The following is a 15,637-nucleotide window of genomic DNA, read 5'->3' on the forward strand; positions in this document are numbered from 1 at the left end:
GTCGTTGATGCGCAGCTGGCACAGGGCGATTACCTGCTGCGCGGGCGGGTCGATCAGGCCAAATCCACCATCCAGGCCAACGTGCCGCCCCCAGCACATCGGCCGCACTGCAGCGCCCGCCCAGCAGGTAATCGCCCTGTGCCAGCTGCGCATCAACGACCTGCAGCACCGTGTCGGCGTCGGCATAGGGCGAGAGCGAACGCGGCGGCGCGCTGCGCTTGAGCGCAAGATCGATGATCGCCGGTTCGAAGGCCGAGCCCTAAAACGCAAGCCAGCGCAGGTAGGGGCAACGGTCGGCATCGCCCGGGGCCGGCGACAGGCCGGCTTCCGGATACAGCTTGGCCAGGTACTGATAGATGGCGCCCTGTTCGGTGACCACGCTGGTGCCGTGAACGATGGTCGGAATCTTGCCCATCGGGTTGATCGCAAGATATTCCGGCGTGCGCTGCTGCCCCTTTTTCCAGATCGATGGGCTGCAGGCTGTAGCGTGCGCCCAGTTCTTCCAACAAGACCAGCACCCCCCACGAGCGGGAGCTGGGGTTGTGGAAGAGGGTGAGGTGGCGGTCGTCGGACATTGCGGTCTCCACAGGGTGGCTGCGGTGGCGAAGCAAGTGGTGTGATGGCTGGTATCACGATCTTACGGACCACTTGCGGACAGCTTCTGTCCGCAATACGGTGCCGCCATGGCTTCCACTGCTGCCCGTCTGTTGCATCTGCTTTCCCTGCTGCAAGGTGGCCGGAGCTGGTCTGGCGTGGCGCTGGCAGAGCGTTTGGACGTCCATCCGCGCAGCCTGCGGCGCGATATCGAGCGTCTGCGCGAAGCGGGTTACCCGGTGCATGTGACGCCCGGCAGCGGCGGAGGCTACCGGCTGGGGCAGGGCGCTGCGGCATTACCGCTGTTATTGGAAGAAGACGAGGCGCTGACCGTGGCGGTCGCCTTGCGCGCCGCCGCGTCAGCGGTGCGCGGGATGGACGCCGCCGCGACAAGCGTGATGGCCAAACTGGCCCCACTGCTGGCGCGCCGCAGCGGCTAGCGCGCCAGTGCCGCGCATGCCGCCATGGCCAGCCGGCTGCCGAAACGGAATCGCTGGTCGATGCGGGCCTGCTCGTGCAGCTGGCCGCTGCCTGCCGCGACCGGACCGCGCTGCGGCTGGACTATCGGCGCCATTCCGGGTCCGGCCATCACCCGCACCGTCGAGCCGGCGCTGCTGGCAAACTACGGGCGGCGCTGGTACCTGCTGGTCTGGGACTGCGAACGCCAGGACTGGCGCAGCCTGCGCGCGGACCGGATCGATCAGGCGGTCGCCACTGGCGCGCGGTTCGCCCCCCGCGCATTGCCCGAAGAGCCGCTACAGCTCTTGCGCAAGGCGATCGGCGAAGCGCCGTTTCCGTGCCGCGCGCGGGTGCGTTTGGCCGGCACGGTCGAGGCACTGGCCGCGCGCATCCCGCCCTGGCTGGGGGCGTTGCAGGCCGATGTTGCAGGCCGATGGTCCCGCACATTGCTGGCTGGGTCTTGGCGCGCCGAGCATGCCGGCGCTGGCAGCCAACCTGTTGTTGCTGGACCTGCCGTTCGATGCGATTGCGCCAGCCGAAGCCCTCTCCACCTTGACGCGGGCGCTGGACGCGTTGCGCACGCAGTTGGACCGCCTGCCGCACTGAGGGCGGTCAACACACCGTAGCGAGCGGTCGTCAGGTGGGCTGCGGCGCGCTAGCTGTGATCTCTCGGTAGGTTGTTCATCCGGGGCATCTCTGGAAGATGGGGGTTGCGAAGCCAACCCAGCCCCCAGCAGCCCCGGATGAACCTGCATAAACATGCCCCTTTGAGCCCGCGCGGTCGAGCCCCGCTCGTGGACCGCATCCTTGTTCAGGGCCTTCGCATCGAAGAAGCAGCGCATGCGGCCGGTGTCAGTGTCCGCACGGCCTACAAGTGGCTCAGACGGTTCAAGGAGGAAGCTCCGCAAGGCTTGGTTGACCGGTCCTCTCGGCCACGTTCCTGCCCGCATGCCACGCCACAGGAGATTGTGCAGCACGTCATCGAGCGGCGCCGCTCACGAAAGACGTATCGGCAGATCGCCGGGCACCTGCCTGTCGCCCCGAGCACCATCGCCCGACTGCTGCGTCGCGCCGGCCTGCACCGCTTGGCCGAACTGCAGCCGGCAGCGCCGCAGAACCGCTACGAATACGCCTTGCCCGGCCAACGGCTGCATCTGGACATCAAGAAGCTCGCGCGTTTCCGACAGCCGGGACATCGGGTCACCGGCAATCGCCAGGTCACCTCCGATGGCATCGGCTGGGAATACGTCCATCCGGCCATCGATGACCACTCCGGCCTAGCGTTCGGCTCCATCGAGCCGGACGAGCGCGGTAGCAGCGCCGTGCAGGGCGCTGTTGCCGACAGTGCGCTACTACCGGCGCTTGGGCGTGCAATTTCTGACCGACAACGGCGCATGCTACAGATCGCGTAGCTTCCGGCGCCTGGTCCGTCGGTTGGGCATGCGTCACCTGCGCACGCGCCCATACACCCCACGCACCAATGGCAAGGCTGAGCGACTGGTGCAAACCAGCCTGCGCGAATGGGCCTACGCCCGCTCCTACGCCAACTCCGAGCAGCGAGCCCACGCGCTGCAGGGCTGGCTTCATCACTACAACTGGCATCGACCACAAGCCGGCCTTGGCTACAGGCCCCCCCATCACCCGAATCCCACTGAACAACGTGGTGGGTCTACACAGTTAGCCATCGGAGTGCAAGATGGGGACTTGAGGATTTCGGGCACCGGTCCCGCCCGCCTGGCAGCTCCGCAGTCGCTTTGTCGGCTGCCCCAAACTCCGGCCGACACTTGGCAAGCCCTGGACAAGCTGGGACACTCCGCGCATGAAGGGGATGTCAAGATTGCTGGGGCTGATGCTCGTGACGTTGTCGGCTGCGCCGGTCAGCGCCGGCACGCTGTATAAGTGCGTCGGCGCTGACGGCATCACCAGCTACCTGAGTAAGCGTCAGAGCGGCGCCACCTGCAGCGTCATCAGCAGCTATACCCCCGACCGTTCGGCCCGCCGTCTGCCGTTGTCCCCTTCGGCGGCGCGTCTGTCCGTCAGCCCTGCGCCCAGCATGGCCAATATCGACAGCGGCGCGCCGGCCACCATTATCAGCCAGTCAGTCAGCCAGCCGTCACGGCGCGCTGCCGAGGTCGCTTCTGCGCCGGCCCCGCGTGCCTTGCCGGAGTCGTCCGTTTCGGTCGTCACGCCGCCAGCGCCAGCAGTGGCCAATCCGCGCCGGGTCGTCAGCGGGCAGGTGTACTCCTATATGAAGGACGGCGTGCGCCACTACACCAGCGCCCGTCCGCGCCAGGTCGCCAGCATCGAAGGTCTGCGCACCATCCATTACAGCTTCATCGAAACCTGCTACGCCTGCGGTGCCAAGCCCGGGGTGAATTTCGGTGCGATCCGACTCAACACCAACGCGTACCAGCAGGAAATTGCAGCGGCGGCGCGCGAGTTCGGCGTGGAAGAATCGATCGTGCGCGCCATCATCCACGCCGAATCGGCCTACAACCCACTCGCGCTCAGTCGCGCAGGCGCGCAAGGCCTGATGCAGTTGATGCCGGGCACCGCGCGCAGGTTCGGCGTCAGCGATGCCTATGATGCAACGCAAAATATCCGCGGGGGCGTGCAGTATCTGTCCTGGCTGCTGAAGCGCTTCAATGGCGACCTGACCCTGGCCGCTGCCGGCTACAACGCAGGCGAGGGCGCGGTGGACCGTTATGGCGGCGTGCCGCCGTACAGTGAGACCCAGCGTTACGTGCAGCGCGTGGGCGTATTGGCCGGCCGCTATCGTGGCCAGGCCACTGCAGCCAACTAAACCGGCTGACGGAACGACCATGCAACCGCCTGGCGGGCGCGGCCGGTGCTCCTGACTGTCACCAGCACCGCCGCTTTGCGTGATCCACTGCTCTGATGACTGCTGCCCCGTTGGTCGCCGCTCTTGGCGCTATTTGCCAAGGCGCTGCGCAGAGCGGGTAGGGCGAGTGCTTTCGGATCAGCGCGATAGGTTGCAGTGGCCGCAGCGAGGCGCGGGCGATCGTGTCTGCTGCGCTTGCACCATACCCATGCAGCCACCGCACGCGTGCATTGCCTTTGCAGCGGATGCAAGGGCACTTTCGTCACAGCCATACGCCTTCCACGCTGTTTGAACTCCATCCGATCGGCTGCCGTCTGCATCGGCCGTTGCATCGCATAGGGCCGACTGCGTACATTGCGTTGTCTGTGCATTAAGCGTTCCGCTACACTGCGGTCGATTCATCGCGGCTGGACCCCCCGCCAGCCGTTGGCAGCCTCACGCTACCTAATCAAGATCGGAGAGCCGGATGGCCAACGATGGGGTTAACGCACCTGCTGATATCGGGCGTCGTCGGTTTTTAACCGCGACAACGGCCGTGGTCGGTGCGGTCGGAGCAGGATTCGTTGCAGTTCCGTTCGTGAAGTCGTGGAATCCCAGTGCGCGTGCCAAGTTGGCCGGCGCACCGGTAACCGCCGACATCAGCGCCTTGCAGGAAGGCCAGCGCATGGTCCTCGAATGGCGCGGCCAGCCGATCTGGATCGTCAAGCGCTCCAAGGCCATGCTCGACGCACTTCCGTCGCTGGACGACCGGCTCAAGGACCCCAAGTCCGAGAACAAGGATCAGCAGCCGGAGTACGTGCTGAAAAACCCGGAATATCGCTCGATCAAGTCCGACATTTCGGTGCTGGTGGGGCTGTGTACGCATCTGGGTTGCTCGCCGGAGATGGTCGCCGAAATCCGCCCCGAGCCGTACGACCCGCAGTGGAAGGGCGGTTACTTCTGCCCTTGCCACAAGTCGCGCTTCGACATGTCTGGCCGCGTCTTCGACGGCGTGCCGGCACCGATCAATCTGCTGGTGCCCCCACACCACTACGTGGACGACAACACCTTGGTGATCGGCGTCGATCCTGACGATGCCGGTGCGTCGGCCAAAAACACGGGGGCTGCCTGATGAGCAATGTTTTGGTCCGTACCGCCAACGGCGTGTTCGATTGGGTCAACGAGCGCGCGCCCGGGCTGATGCCCATGTACCGCAAGCACATCAGCGAGTACTACGCGCCGAAGAACTTCAACCTCTGGTACTACTTTGGCTCCCTTGCCATCGTGGTGCTGGTCAACCAGATCGTCACCGGCATCTTCCTGACGATGCATTACAAGACCAGCGCCGCCGATGCATTCGCGTCGATCGAATACATCATGCGCGACGTGGAGTGGGGCTGGCTGATCCGCTACATGCACAGCACCGGCGCCTCGCTGTTCTTCATCGTGGTGTACCTGCACATGTTCCGCAGCTTGATGTACGGCAGCTATCAGAAGCCGCGCGAGCTGGTGTGGATTCTCGGCATGCTGATCTACCTGGTGCTGATGGCCGAAGCCTTCATGGGCTATGTGCTGCCGTGGGGACAGATGTCGTTCTGGGGTGCGAAGGTGATCATCTCGCTGTTCGGCGCCATTCCGGTGATCGGCAACGGGCTGACCGAATGGATCATGGGCGACTACCTGCCCGGCGATGCCACGCTCAATCGCTTCTTTGCCTTGCACGTGATCGCACTGCCGTTGGTGTTGCTGCTGTTGATCGTGCTGCACATCGGTGCGCTGCACGAAGTGGGTTCCAATAACCCGGACGGCGTGGACATCAAGAAAGGACCGAAGGGCAACCGCTGGGACGCGCACAAGCCGGCCGACGGCATCCCGTTCCATCCGTACTACACGGTCAAGGATCTGGTAGGTGTCGGGTTCCTGCTGCTCATCGCCGCCTTCATCATCTTCTTCGCGCCGGCCTTCGGCGGCCTGTTTTTGGAACACGACAACTTCACCGAGGCCAACCGGCTGGTGACGCCGGAGCACATCAAACCGGTGTGGTACTACACGCCGTACTACGCCATGTTGCGCGTAGTGCCCAACAAACTGGGCGGTGTGCTGGTGATGTTCTCGGCCATCGCGATCCTGTTCCTGGTGCCCTGGCTGGATCGCGCCAAGGTGCGCTCGGTGCGCTACCGCGGCTGGATTTCCAAGCTGGCGTTGGGCGTGCTGGTGGTGTGCTTCGTCTGGCTGGGCGTGATCGGCTCCGGCCCCGGCACCGACGCGCACGAAACCTATGTCGGGCGGGTGCTGACCTTCCTGTATTTCGCCTTCTTCATCACCATGCCGGTGTGGACGCGGCTGGACAAAATCAAGCCGGTTCCGGAGCGGGTGACGACCCATGACTAACTCCTACGTGAGGTCATGGAGGTCGCGCGTGTTCACCTTGCTTTGCGGCCTTTTAGTCGCTGGCGGTGCGATGGCGGCCGAAGGCGGGGCGGTGCAGCAAGCCGGCAATGACCTGAGCGATCGCGCATCGCTGCAACGCGGTGCGCAGTTGTTCATGAACTACTGCTCCGGCTGCCATTCGTTGAAGTACCTGCGCTATTCGCGCATGGCCAGCGATTTGGGCTTGAGCGAAGAGGAGGTCATGACCAACCTTAACTTCACCGGCGCCAAAGTCGGCGAACACATCGAAGGCACCATGCCGCACGATGCGGCGACCAAGTGGTTCGGCAAGGCGCCGCCGGACCTGACCCTGATTGCACGTGTGCGCGGTACCGACTGGGTCTACACCTATCTCAAGTCGTTTTATCTGGATCAGACCCGCCCGCTGGGCTGGAACAACAAGCTGTTTCCGAACGCCTCCATGCCCAACCCGCTATGGGAGTTGCAAGGCCTGCAGCAGGCGCAATTCGGCCCGGCCGACAAGGCCACCGGCGACAAGCCGGTAGAGGCATTGAAGCTGGGGCAGCCGGGGCGTCAAACACCTGTGGAATTCGACCAGACCGTGCGCGATATCGCCAACTTCCTGGAGTACGCCGGCGAGCCAGCCGCGTTGAAGCGACAGAGCATGGGCGTGTGGGTGGTCCTGTTCCTGGCGCTGCTCACCTTCATCGCTTATTTGCTGAAGAAGGAATACTGGAAGGACGTGCATTGAGCGCTGCGTAGGCCGTCATCGGCTGCGGAAGCGAACAACTACAGTGCAGGGCAGTGCAGGCATCGCCAGGTGTTTCGATACCCCACTGATCGCCGAGCCTCGCGGACGCTGCCAACGGGAAAACGCTGGCCCCTCTCCCTGCTGAGAGGGGGCGGGGCGATGGCTGGCAGGCGAAGAGCATGTCTATCCGGGCGGCCAGCCTAAGTCCCTGCGAGAGTGTTCCGGTGCCTACACGTCCTGCGGTTTTCGGTGAGCAGCGCAACAACCGCCTTGTGGGAACATTAATAAGCCTATCACTCTTGGCTTTTGCGTGACGTGATTGCACACTCGATGGACCGTGGTGACTGTCGGCGTTGGGCCGGCCGCGCCGATGCGGCCGGCGGATTCCGGTCGTCGGAGAGCCTTGAATGGCGACGAGTGTGCGTATGCGGAATACCTTGACTTTGTTTTCGTCCAACGATGACGTGTTGTGCCACCGGGTTCGTCTGGTCCTGGCGGCGAAAGGGGTGACCTACGACCTGGTGGCGGTCGACCCGCAAAATCCTCCCGAAGATCTGATCGATCTCAATCCCTATCATTCGGTGCCGACGCTGGTCGAACGCGACCTGGTGCTGTATGCCGCGTCGGTGGTCAGCGAGTACCTGGACGAGCGCTATCCGCATCCGCCGCTGATGCCGGTCGACCCGCTCTCGCGCGCGCGTCTGCGCCTGGCGATGTTGCGCATCGAGCATGACTGGGTGCCGCAAGTACAGGCGATCCAGCTCGGCAACAAGACGCAGGCCGAGGCCGGCCGCAAGCGCCTGAAAGAACTGCTTACCGCATCGGTGCCGTTGTTCAAGGCCAGCAAATTCTTCCTCAACCCCGAAATGAGTCTGGCCGATTGCGCGATGGCGCCGATCATCTGGCGACTGGACGCGTTGGAGATCAGCCTGCCCAAGGATGGCAAGGCGATCGAGGATTACGGCAACCGGATCTTCCGCAACCCGGGCTTTATCCGCAGCCTCACCGACCAGGAAAAGAAGCTGCGCGATCTGCCGGGCTGATGCGACGGCTGTATGCCAACAGACCGACGTCCGATCGCGTGGCCGCCGCGGCGGGCCATGTGTGGGTAAAATGAGGCAATGAGCGAAGATTTCCCCCGCATGACCAGCCATCGCCCGTACCTGCTGCGGGCCTTGGTCGAATGGATCAACGACAACGGCATGACGCCGCACGTTTTGGTGGATGCCGGCCTGCCCGGTGTGCAGGTGCCTGCCAGTGCCATCAAGGACGGTCGCGTCGTCCTGAATATCGCCGAGCGTGCCGTGGTCGGCCTGCAGGTGGACAACGAAGACGTGAGCTTCACTGCACGCTTCGGTGGCGTGAGCCACCCGGTGATGGTGCCGATGGCCGCGGTGTTGGCGGTCTATGCGCGCGAAACCGGGCAGGGCATGGCGCTGCCGGACGACATTCCCGGCACCAGCAGCGATCCGCCGGATCCGGGCACGCCACCGCCGAGCGCGCCGACGCCGGACGAACCGCCCAGCGGTGGCAAGCGCCCGCATCTTCGCGTGGTGAAGTAAGGACAGCGCACCACACCAAGGAGCCCCCGCAAGGCGAGTGCAGCCGGTGCCCGGAATCAGCAGGGACCATTCGTAAGCTAAGGTTCCTGCGTGCCGTCCACCGTCGCCCGGTGACGGCGCGCCAGGTGTTGCTGGCTGCGGTGAGAGCGGCTGGCGTGTGACCTGCAGACTCGCGGAAGTGGAGGGTTCGATTGCACGTGGAGCGCACCCGTCATGTCGATTGCAGCGCGGCGGATGCGTCCGGCACGCTCGACGACGCGTACGCGTACGAGTACGACATCTATCGCTTCGTAGACGGCGAGCGTTGTCTGATTGCGCGCAGCTACATCGACACGCCGAGTGAGGCGCACTTTCTCAGCATCGACGTTGCCGGCAAGTCGCGTCTATTGAAGGATGCCGACCTGCTGGATCCGTTGTGGCTGTTTGCCCAGGCGCAGCTGCGTCGAGAGGGCAAGCTGCAGTTGTGCTGGTTGAGCGGCAGGGATAATGGCTACGAGCCCGTTCCCGCGGATTGGACGTCTTTTGAATGAACTGGCCGGCTGAGGAGTGCCTGTCGACCGCTGGAACGGCCAACCGCGTGCACGCGCGGCGACAGCGCGTAGCGACAGCTTGACGACCGCTGGAATTCCAGGGGGACGCTGGCCGGCCAATTGCTGTAACCCAGACATGTGAAGCTGCAGGTTATGTCCAGGTGTCCGCTCGCGCGTGACCTGCGTTGCCACTGCGCGCCTCACTCCAACCGCTCATGCTCCGGATGCAAGGCCCTGACGGTCGCGACCTGCGGCCCGGTGAAGGCAATCAGTTGATCGCCGCGCAGCACCAGCTTGCCGCTATGCCGATCCACGCCGTCGTAGGAATAGTCGAAACGGAAGGTGCGTTCGAAGCCCAGCCAGCCGCCTGGCATCCTGCACACGCGGAGATTGGTGGAATGCACGCTCTGGTCCAGCCATTGCACGTCGGCTGCGCGGCAGGCATTGTGGCCGAGGATGTCAGCGCGTTCGGCGGCCGCGCGCGAGGAGTTCCAGAACGCGAACAAGGCAGCGCCGGCGATCATGAAGAGAATAAGGCTGGGCATGCCGTCAATGTGCCACGGCACCTGGGCGGCGGACAATCGCCGAGCTGGCGCCGCAGCGTTTCGAAGGTGTCGCCTTGTCGACGACAGAGGTCGTCACCACGGCGCTAAATCGTTCACCGTCGGCGTGGCCTGTGGCTTGCCTGGACCGCTGCGCAACCCCATTGATTGTGGTTTCCGCCGAGTTACCTTCGCGCGCCTTGCCGTCATGATGAGCAACGGTGTCGGGCATTGCCAATGCATCCTGTCCTGCAACACTTCGATCCTGTGGTCGCTGCCTGGTTCGCGCAGACCTTCGCTGCGCCGACACCCGCGCAGATTGCCGCGTGGCCGGCGATCCAGGCCGGACGCCACACACTGGTGGCCGCACCCACCGGCTCGGGCAAGACGCTGACGGCGTTCTTCGCCGCCATCGATGCCTTGATCCGCGACGGGCTGGCCAACGGCGGTGCGCTGCCCGACGAAACCCGTGTCGTTTACATCTCGCCGTTGAAGGCCTTGTCCAACGACATCCACCTCAACCTGGACGCACCGTTGCAGGGCATCGGTGCGGCGCTAATCGCCAGCGGCTTGCCGGATGTGCCGATTCGGACGGCGGTACGTACCGGCGACACCCCGCAGCGTGAGCGCGCGCAGGCGCGTCGCACGCCGCCGCATATTCTGGTGAACACGCCGGAGTCGTTGTATGTGCTGTTGGGGTCGGCATCCGGACGCACGTCGCTGCGGCATGTGCGCACCGCGATCGTCGATGAAATCCATGCGGTGGCGTCCGATAAACGCGGCAGCCATCTGAGCCTGACGCTGGAGCGCTTGCAGCGGCTGGTCGCGCAGCCGATCACGCGGGTGGGGCTGTCGGCGACGCAGAAGCCAATCGAAACGGTGGCGCAATTCCTGGTCGGTGTCGGTACGGACGGCGTGCCGCCGCCGTGCGAGATCGTCGATATCGGCTACGCCCGCAGGCGTGATCTGGCCTTGGCGTTGCCGCCCACGCCGCTGAGCGTGGTGATGTCCAACGACCAGTGGCTGCAGGTGTATGCCGATGTGGCCGCACTGGCGCAGCAGCATCGCACCACGCTGGTGTTCGTCAACACACGGCGCATGGCCGAACGCGCGGCGCGGCATCTGGGCGATCTGCTCGGCAAGCAGCGCGTGTCGGCGCATCACGGTAGCCTGTCGCGCGAGACGCGCCTGCTGGCCGAGCAACAGCTCAAGGCCGGCGATCTTACCGTGTTGGTGGCGACCGCGTCGCTGGAATTGGGGCTGGATATCGGCGATGTCGATCTGGTCTGCCAGCTCGGTTCGCCGCGCTCGATCGCCACCTTCCTGCAACGCGCCGGGCGTTCCGGGCACAAGGTCGGCGGTACGCCCAAGGCGCGCTTGTTTCCGCAGACCCGCGACGAACTGGTCGAATGCGCTGCGCTGCTGGACAGCATCCGTCGCGGCGAACTGGATGCCTTGCGCATTGTGCCGGCACCGCTGGACGTACTGGCCCAGCAGATCGTTGCCGAAGCCGCATGTGAAGACTGGGACGAAGATGCGCTGTTCGCGCTGGTGCGGCGCGCGTGGCCGTTCGCCGGGTTGAGCCGCGCCATCTTCGACAGCGTGGTGCGCATGTTGTGCGATGGCTTCAGCACTCGGCTCGGTCCGCGCGCCGGGTATCTGCATCGCGATGTGGTGCATCGGCGCTTGCATGCCCGTCGCGGTGCGCGCATGACGGCGCTCACCTCCGGCGGCACCATTCCCGAGACCGGCGACTACAGCGTGGTGCTGGAACCGCAGGCCGAAAAGATCGGCACGGTGAACGAGGATTTCGCCGTCGAAAGCCTCACCGGTGATGTGTTCCAGCTCGGCAACGCGAGTTACCGCATCCTGCGGGTGGAGGCCGGGCGCGTGCGCGTGGAAGATGCCAAGGGTGCGCCGCCGAACATTCCGTTCTGGCTGGGCGAGGCGCCGGGTCGTAGCGATGAACTGTCTGCTGCAGTGTCGCGCCTGCGTGGCGAGATTGCCGCGCGGCTGGACAGCGTACCGCACCAGGCAGCACGCGACTGGCTGCAGCGCGAGCTGGAAATGTCCGCCGAAGCGGCGCGGCAACTGGTGGAGTATCTGGCAAACGCTTGCACGGCACTGGGCGCGATGCCCACCCAGCAGTGCCTGGTCATGGAGCGCTTCTTCGACGCCAGCGGCGGTACCCAGCTGGTCATCCATTCGCCGTACGGCAGCCGCATCAATCGTGCGTGGGGGCTGGCGCTGCGCAAGCGCTTCTGCCGCACCTTCAATTTCGAATTGCAGGCAGCAGCTACCGAAGATGCGATTGTGCTGTCGCTGTCGACCAGTCATAGCTTTGCGCTGGAAGAAGTTGGCCGTTACCTGCATTCGTCGTCGGCCGAGCATGTGTTGATCCAGGCATTGCTGGACGCACCGCTGTTCGGCGTGCGCTGGCGCTGGAACGCGACCAACGCGATGGCGCTGCCGCGCTTCAGTGGCGGCAACAAGGTGGCGCCGCAGTTGCAACGAATGAAGTCTGAAGATTTGCTCGCCACGGTGTTCCCGGACCAGGTGGCCTGCGCGGAGAATCTGGTCGGCGAACGCGAGGTGCCCGACCACCCGTTGGTGGCACAGACCCTGGAAGATTGCCTGCATCACGCCATGGATAGCGAAGGCTGGCTGCAGGTATTGCGCGGTCTGGAATCGGGCGCGGTGACGCTGGTCGCGCGCGACCTGGCCGCACCGTCGCCGCTGGCCGCAGAAGCCTTAAACGCCAGTCCCTATGCGTTTCTCGACGATGCGCCGCTGGAAGAACGCCGTACCCAGGCCGTGCAAAGTCGCCGCTACACGCCGCAGAGCAGCGACGACCTGGGCCAGCTCGATCCGCAGGCCATCGAGGCCGTTCGCGAAGAAGCCTGGCCACAGCCGCGCGATGCCGAAGAAATGCACGAGGCACTGGTGGGGCTCGGTGTATTGCCGGTCGCGGAGGCCACCGATGCGCAGTGGCAGGTGTGGTTGGGCAAGCTGGCCGCAGCGGGTCGTGCCACCTGCATTGCCCTGCACGGCATCCCGGCGTTGTGGATCAGCGCCGAGCGCATCGACTGGTTCCTGCCGTTGTATCGGCAGGCAACTGCGCAGCCGCCGCTGCAGGCGCCGGCCGATTGCCGCGTTGCCGAATGGGAGCGCGACTGGGCAGTGCGCGAACTGCTGCGCGGGCGCTTGTCCGCGGTTGGTCCGGCACAGGTGCCGGCCTTGTCCAATGCGTTGCTGGTGCCGGAAGCAGAGATCGTGCTGGCGCTGGCGGCCCTGCAACGCGAGGGCTATGTCATGGTCGGGCAGTTCAGTGCGCACGTGCAGGCCGAACAGTGGTGCGAGCGCCATCTATTGGCACGCATCCACCGCTACACGCTGGGGCGCCTGCGCCACGAGATCGAACCGGTATCGCAGCGCGATTACGCGCGCTTTCTATTCGAATGGCAGCACGTGGACAGCAGCAGCCAGGTGGCTGGGCCGGATGCGCTGGCCGGCGTGATGGGGCAACTGGAAGGCTTCGAGGCGCCTGCGGTGCTGTGGGAGAGCGAACTATTGCCGGCGCGCATCCGCGACTATCAACCGGCCTGGCTGGACGAGCTGTGCACCGCCGGGCGCACGCTGTGGGCACGCTTGCGGCCCGGCGGCGGCCGCAGCGGCGCTGCATTGCGCAGCACGCCGATCGTGCTGCTGCCACGGCGTGAAGCGCAGCGCTGGAGCGCATTGCGACAGCTATGCCGGCCTGCGCGCGCTGCTGGTGCCGGCGTCCAAGCGGCCGTCGGCATTGTCGCGGCAGCGTCGCCGTGCCAGCGCGCTGGGCATCGGCGATGCGGGCCGCTGGGCGCCGGTGCGGGCGCTGCCCGACTTGCCGCTTGCCGAGGCCGCGCAGCGCCATCAGGACACGCTCGAACACGTGACGCGCACGCTGTTGCGTCGCTATGGCGTGGTGTGCTGGCGGCTGCTCGAACGCGAGGCCGCGTGGCTGCCGCCGTGGCGCGAATTGCTGCGCATGTATCAACGGCTGGAAGCGCGCGGCGAAATCCGCGGCGGGCGGTTTATCGCCGGGCTGTCCGGCGAGCAGTTTGCGTTGCCGGATGCGATTGCGGCCTTGCGGCGTGTGCGCGCGCAGCCATTGCCGCAGCAGTGGATCTGCGTCAGTGCGAGCGACCCAAGCAATCTGCTCGGCAGTCTGCTGCCGGGCGAGCGGGTCGCGCGCGTGCCGGGCAATCGGGTCGCTTCGCTGGATGGGCTGCCGATGGCGGTCTGGGCGGCAGACCGCTTCCAGGCCTTGCAGGAGCTCACCCCCGAGCAGGCCGAGCTGTTACAGCGCGGACGGGGCGCGGCCGAGCAATCGCCGATGGAGCGCTGGTTGGCTCAATCGCCGGCACGTAGCGTGGATATACCGGTCGCGCGCGGAAGCGGACGCGACAAATAGCGGCTATCGGCAACCACCTACGCCAGGGCGCATCAACGGCCTTGCGGATACCGATGCGCGGCCTTGCCAGCGGGTTGGACGGGGCCGCCACGCCGTCGTCTTCGATCCAGAGCCGTGCGCCCGCAGTGCTGAGATCCAGCCCATTGTCCGCGGCGGTCACGCCGAACGCCTGCGCCAGCCGGCCGGGGCCGGTGGTCAACGCGGTGACCGGCGCGGCGCCGCGTGCGGCCTGCATGCGGTCGATACCGTCCAGCGGTTCCAGTGCGCGGATCAATACCGCATGCCCGGGCGCACCGCCGCAGACCGCATTGATTGCCCATGCCCAGGCGCTCCGAACATTACCCGCGTGCGCGGGGCCATGCCGCGGAACGAGTGCGCGGCCGGGTCGTCGCTGCCGCAGTAGGGTTCCATTTCGGTAATGCGCCCGCGACGTCCGTCAGCGCTGACCAGCACCTTGTTCAGCAACTGCGGCGCGACCTGGCGGGCATCGTGGGCATAGAACGTGCGGGGCAAGGGCGTTGCAGACATGGTCCAAGCATAGCCTCGCAGACGTGAGGTCCCAGCGGACTGGCCCGGACAGCGCGTGTGCGGTGGGGTAGGTTTTTCCGAATACGGGCTGTGACGAGCGCGTGATCTGTCACAAAAGCGCATCTGCAGCGGCGTGTTGCTCGGTGCCATTCTCGGTGTGGTGATCAGCCGCAGCGTCACCGGGCCGATCCGCCGCGCGGTGGCGGTGGCCAGCGACTTGTCCGAAGGCGATCTCACCATGCGCATCGATGTGCATGGCCGCGACGAAACCGCGCAACTGCTCGAAGCGATGCGCACGATGGTAGAGAAGCTGTCGCAGGTGGTCGGGGAGGTCAATACCAGCGCCGAAACCCTGGCCAGCGCGTCGGAAGAAGTCAGCGCCACCGCGCAGTCGCTGTCGCAGGCGGCCAGCGAACAGGCCGCCGGTGTGGAAGAAACCAGTGCGTCGCTGGAGCAGATGACCGCCTCGATCAGCCAGAACACCGAGAACGCGCGCATCACCGACGGCATGGCCACCCAGGCCGCGAAGGAAACCGTGGAAGGTGGCGAAGCGGTGGTTGCCACCACCCAGGCGATGAAGCAGATCGCGCAGAAGATCGGCATCATCGACGACATCGCGTACCAGACCAATCTGCTCGCGCTCAATGCCGCGATCGAAGCCGCGCGCGCCGGCGAGCATGGCAAGGGGTTTGCCGTCGTCGCCGCCGAGGTGCGCAAGCTGGCCGAACGCAGCCAGGTGGCCGCGCAGGAGATCGGCGAGGTGGCCAGCTCCAGCGTGGAATTGGCCGACCGCGCCGGCCGTTTGCTGGATTCGATTGTGCCCAGCATCAAGCGCACCTCCGATCTGGTGCAGGAAATTTCCGCCGCCTCCGAGGAGCAATCTTCCGGCGTCAGCCAGATCAATTCGGCGGTCATGCAGTTGAGTCAGACTACCCAGCAGAACGCCAGCGCATCCGAAGAATTGGCCGCCACTGCCGAGGAAATGAGCGCGCAGGCCGAACAGCTGCAG

At 65.4% G+C, this 15,637-nt stretch carries 9 protein-coding genes and 6 pseudogenes; 11 read left to right on the forward strand and 4 right to left on the reverse strand.

Annotation, left to right across the window (positions count from 1 at the left end; all coding sequences use genetic code 11):
* A pseudogene (locus tag XAXN_RS13220) lies at positions 1-518 on the reverse strand (glutathione S-transferase family protein); the annotation flags it as partial.
* Positions 519-683: 165 nt separating this feature from the next.
* Here XAXN_RS13220 and XAXN_RS13225 point away from each other — a divergent pair.
* The 9 genes and pseudogenes from XAXN_RS13225 (at position 684) to XAXN_RS13265 (ending at position 9,108) form a co-directional block, all read left to right on the forward strand.
* Positions 684-1,659, forward strand: a pseudogene (locus XAXN_RS13225) (helix-turn-helix transcriptional regulator).
* 137 nt (positions 1,660-1,796) lie between these two features.
* A pseudogene (locus XAXN_RS13230) lies at positions 1,797-2,734 on the forward strand (IS481 family transposase).
* A 138-nt stretch (positions 2,735-2,872) separates the two neighbouring features.
* Positions 2,873-3,856: a lytic transglycosylase domain-containing protein gene (locus tag XAXN_RS13235; protein ID WP_054319875.1), complete on the forward strand. Its 984-nt coding sequence runs from the start codon at positions 2,873-2,875 to the stop codon at positions 3,854-3,856.
* Positions 3,857-4,361: 505 nt separating this feature from the next.
* Positions 4,362-5,006, forward strand: coding sequence for a ubiquinol-cytochrome c reductase iron-sulfur subunit (petA, locus tag XAXN_RS13240; RefSeq protein ID WP_054319876.1), 645 nt, complete (start codon positions 4,362-4,364; stop codon positions 5,004-5,006).
* Positions 5,006-6,265: a cytochrome b gene (locus tag XAXN_RS13245; protein ID WP_054319877.1), complete on the forward strand. Its 1,260-nt coding sequence runs from the start codon at positions 5,006-5,008 to the stop codon at positions 6,263-6,265. Before petA ends, XAXN_RS13245 begins: the two co-directional genes overlap by 1 nt.
* Complete coding sequence (locus XAXN_RS13250; protein WP_054319878.1) at positions 6,258-7,016, forward strand: cytochrome c1; 759 nt, start codon at positions 6,258-6,260, stop codon at positions 7,014-7,016. The genes XAXN_RS13245 and XAXN_RS13250 overlap by 8 nt, the downstream gene beginning before the upstream one ends.
* A gap of 407 nt (positions 7,017-7,423) precedes the next feature.
* The gene (locus XAXN_RS13255) at positions 7,424-8,059 is read left to right on the forward strand and encodes a glutathione S-transferase N-terminal domain-containing protein (RefSeq protein ID WP_017159210.1); all 636 of its coding nucleotides are present in this window, start codon (positions 7,424-7,426) and stop codon (positions 8,057-8,059) included.
* Positions 8,060-8,137: 78 nt separating this feature from the next.
* Complete coding sequence (locus XAXN_RS13260; protein WP_054319879.1) at positions 8,138-8,578, forward strand: ClpXP protease specificity-enhancing factor; 441 nt, start codon at positions 8,138-8,140, stop codon at positions 8,576-8,578.
* A gap of 191 nt (positions 8,579-8,769) precedes the next feature.
* Positions 8,770-9,108 (forward strand): hypothetical protein, encoded by a 339-nt coding sequence (locus XAXN_RS13265; RefSeq protein WP_054319880.1) that lies wholly within the window; start codon positions 8,770-8,772, stop codon positions 9,106-9,108.
* Between the two features lie 200 nt (positions 9,109-9,308).
* On the opposite strand, the gene XAXN_RS13270 is transcribed toward XAXN_RS13265, so the two are convergent.
* Positions 9,309-9,689 (reverse strand): DUF3301 domain-containing protein, encoded by a 381-nt coding sequence (locus XAXN_RS13270; RefSeq protein WP_054319881.1) that lies wholly within the window; start codon positions 9,687-9,689, stop codon positions 9,309-9,311.
* On the reverse strand, positions 9,658-9,882 hold the full coding sequence (locus XAXN_RS22535; RefSeq protein ID WP_134980336.1) for a hypothetical protein: 225 nt from the start codon (positions 9,880-9,882) through the stop codon (positions 9,658-9,660). The genes XAXN_RS13270 and XAXN_RS22535 overlap by 32 nt, the downstream gene beginning before the upstream one ends.
* 5 nt (positions 9,883-9,887) lie before the next feature.
* Here XAXN_RS22535 and XAXN_RS13275 point away from each other — a divergent pair.
* A pseudogene (locus XAXN_RS13275) lies at positions 9,888-14,100 on the forward strand (DEAD/DEAH box helicase).
* Here XAXN_RS13275 and XAXN_RS13280 read toward each other — a convergent pair.
* A pseudogene (locus tag XAXN_RS13280) lies at positions 14,040-14,613 on the reverse strand (DNA-3-methyladenine glycosylase). The pseudogenes XAXN_RS13275 and XAXN_RS13280 overlap by 61 nt on opposite strands.
* Positions 14,614-14,749: 136 nt before the next feature.
* On the opposite strand from XAXN_RS13280, the pseudogene XAXN_RS13285 reads away from it, so the two are divergent.
* Positions 14,750-15,637, forward strand: a pseudogene (locus tag XAXN_RS13285) (methyl-accepting chemotaxis protein); the annotation flags it as partial.

The organism is Xanthomonas axonopodis, from assembly GCF_001304695.1.
Classification (GTDB): Bacteria; Pseudomonadota; Gammaproteobacteria; order Xanthomonadales; family Xanthomonadaceae; genus Xanthomonas; species Xanthomonas axonopodis.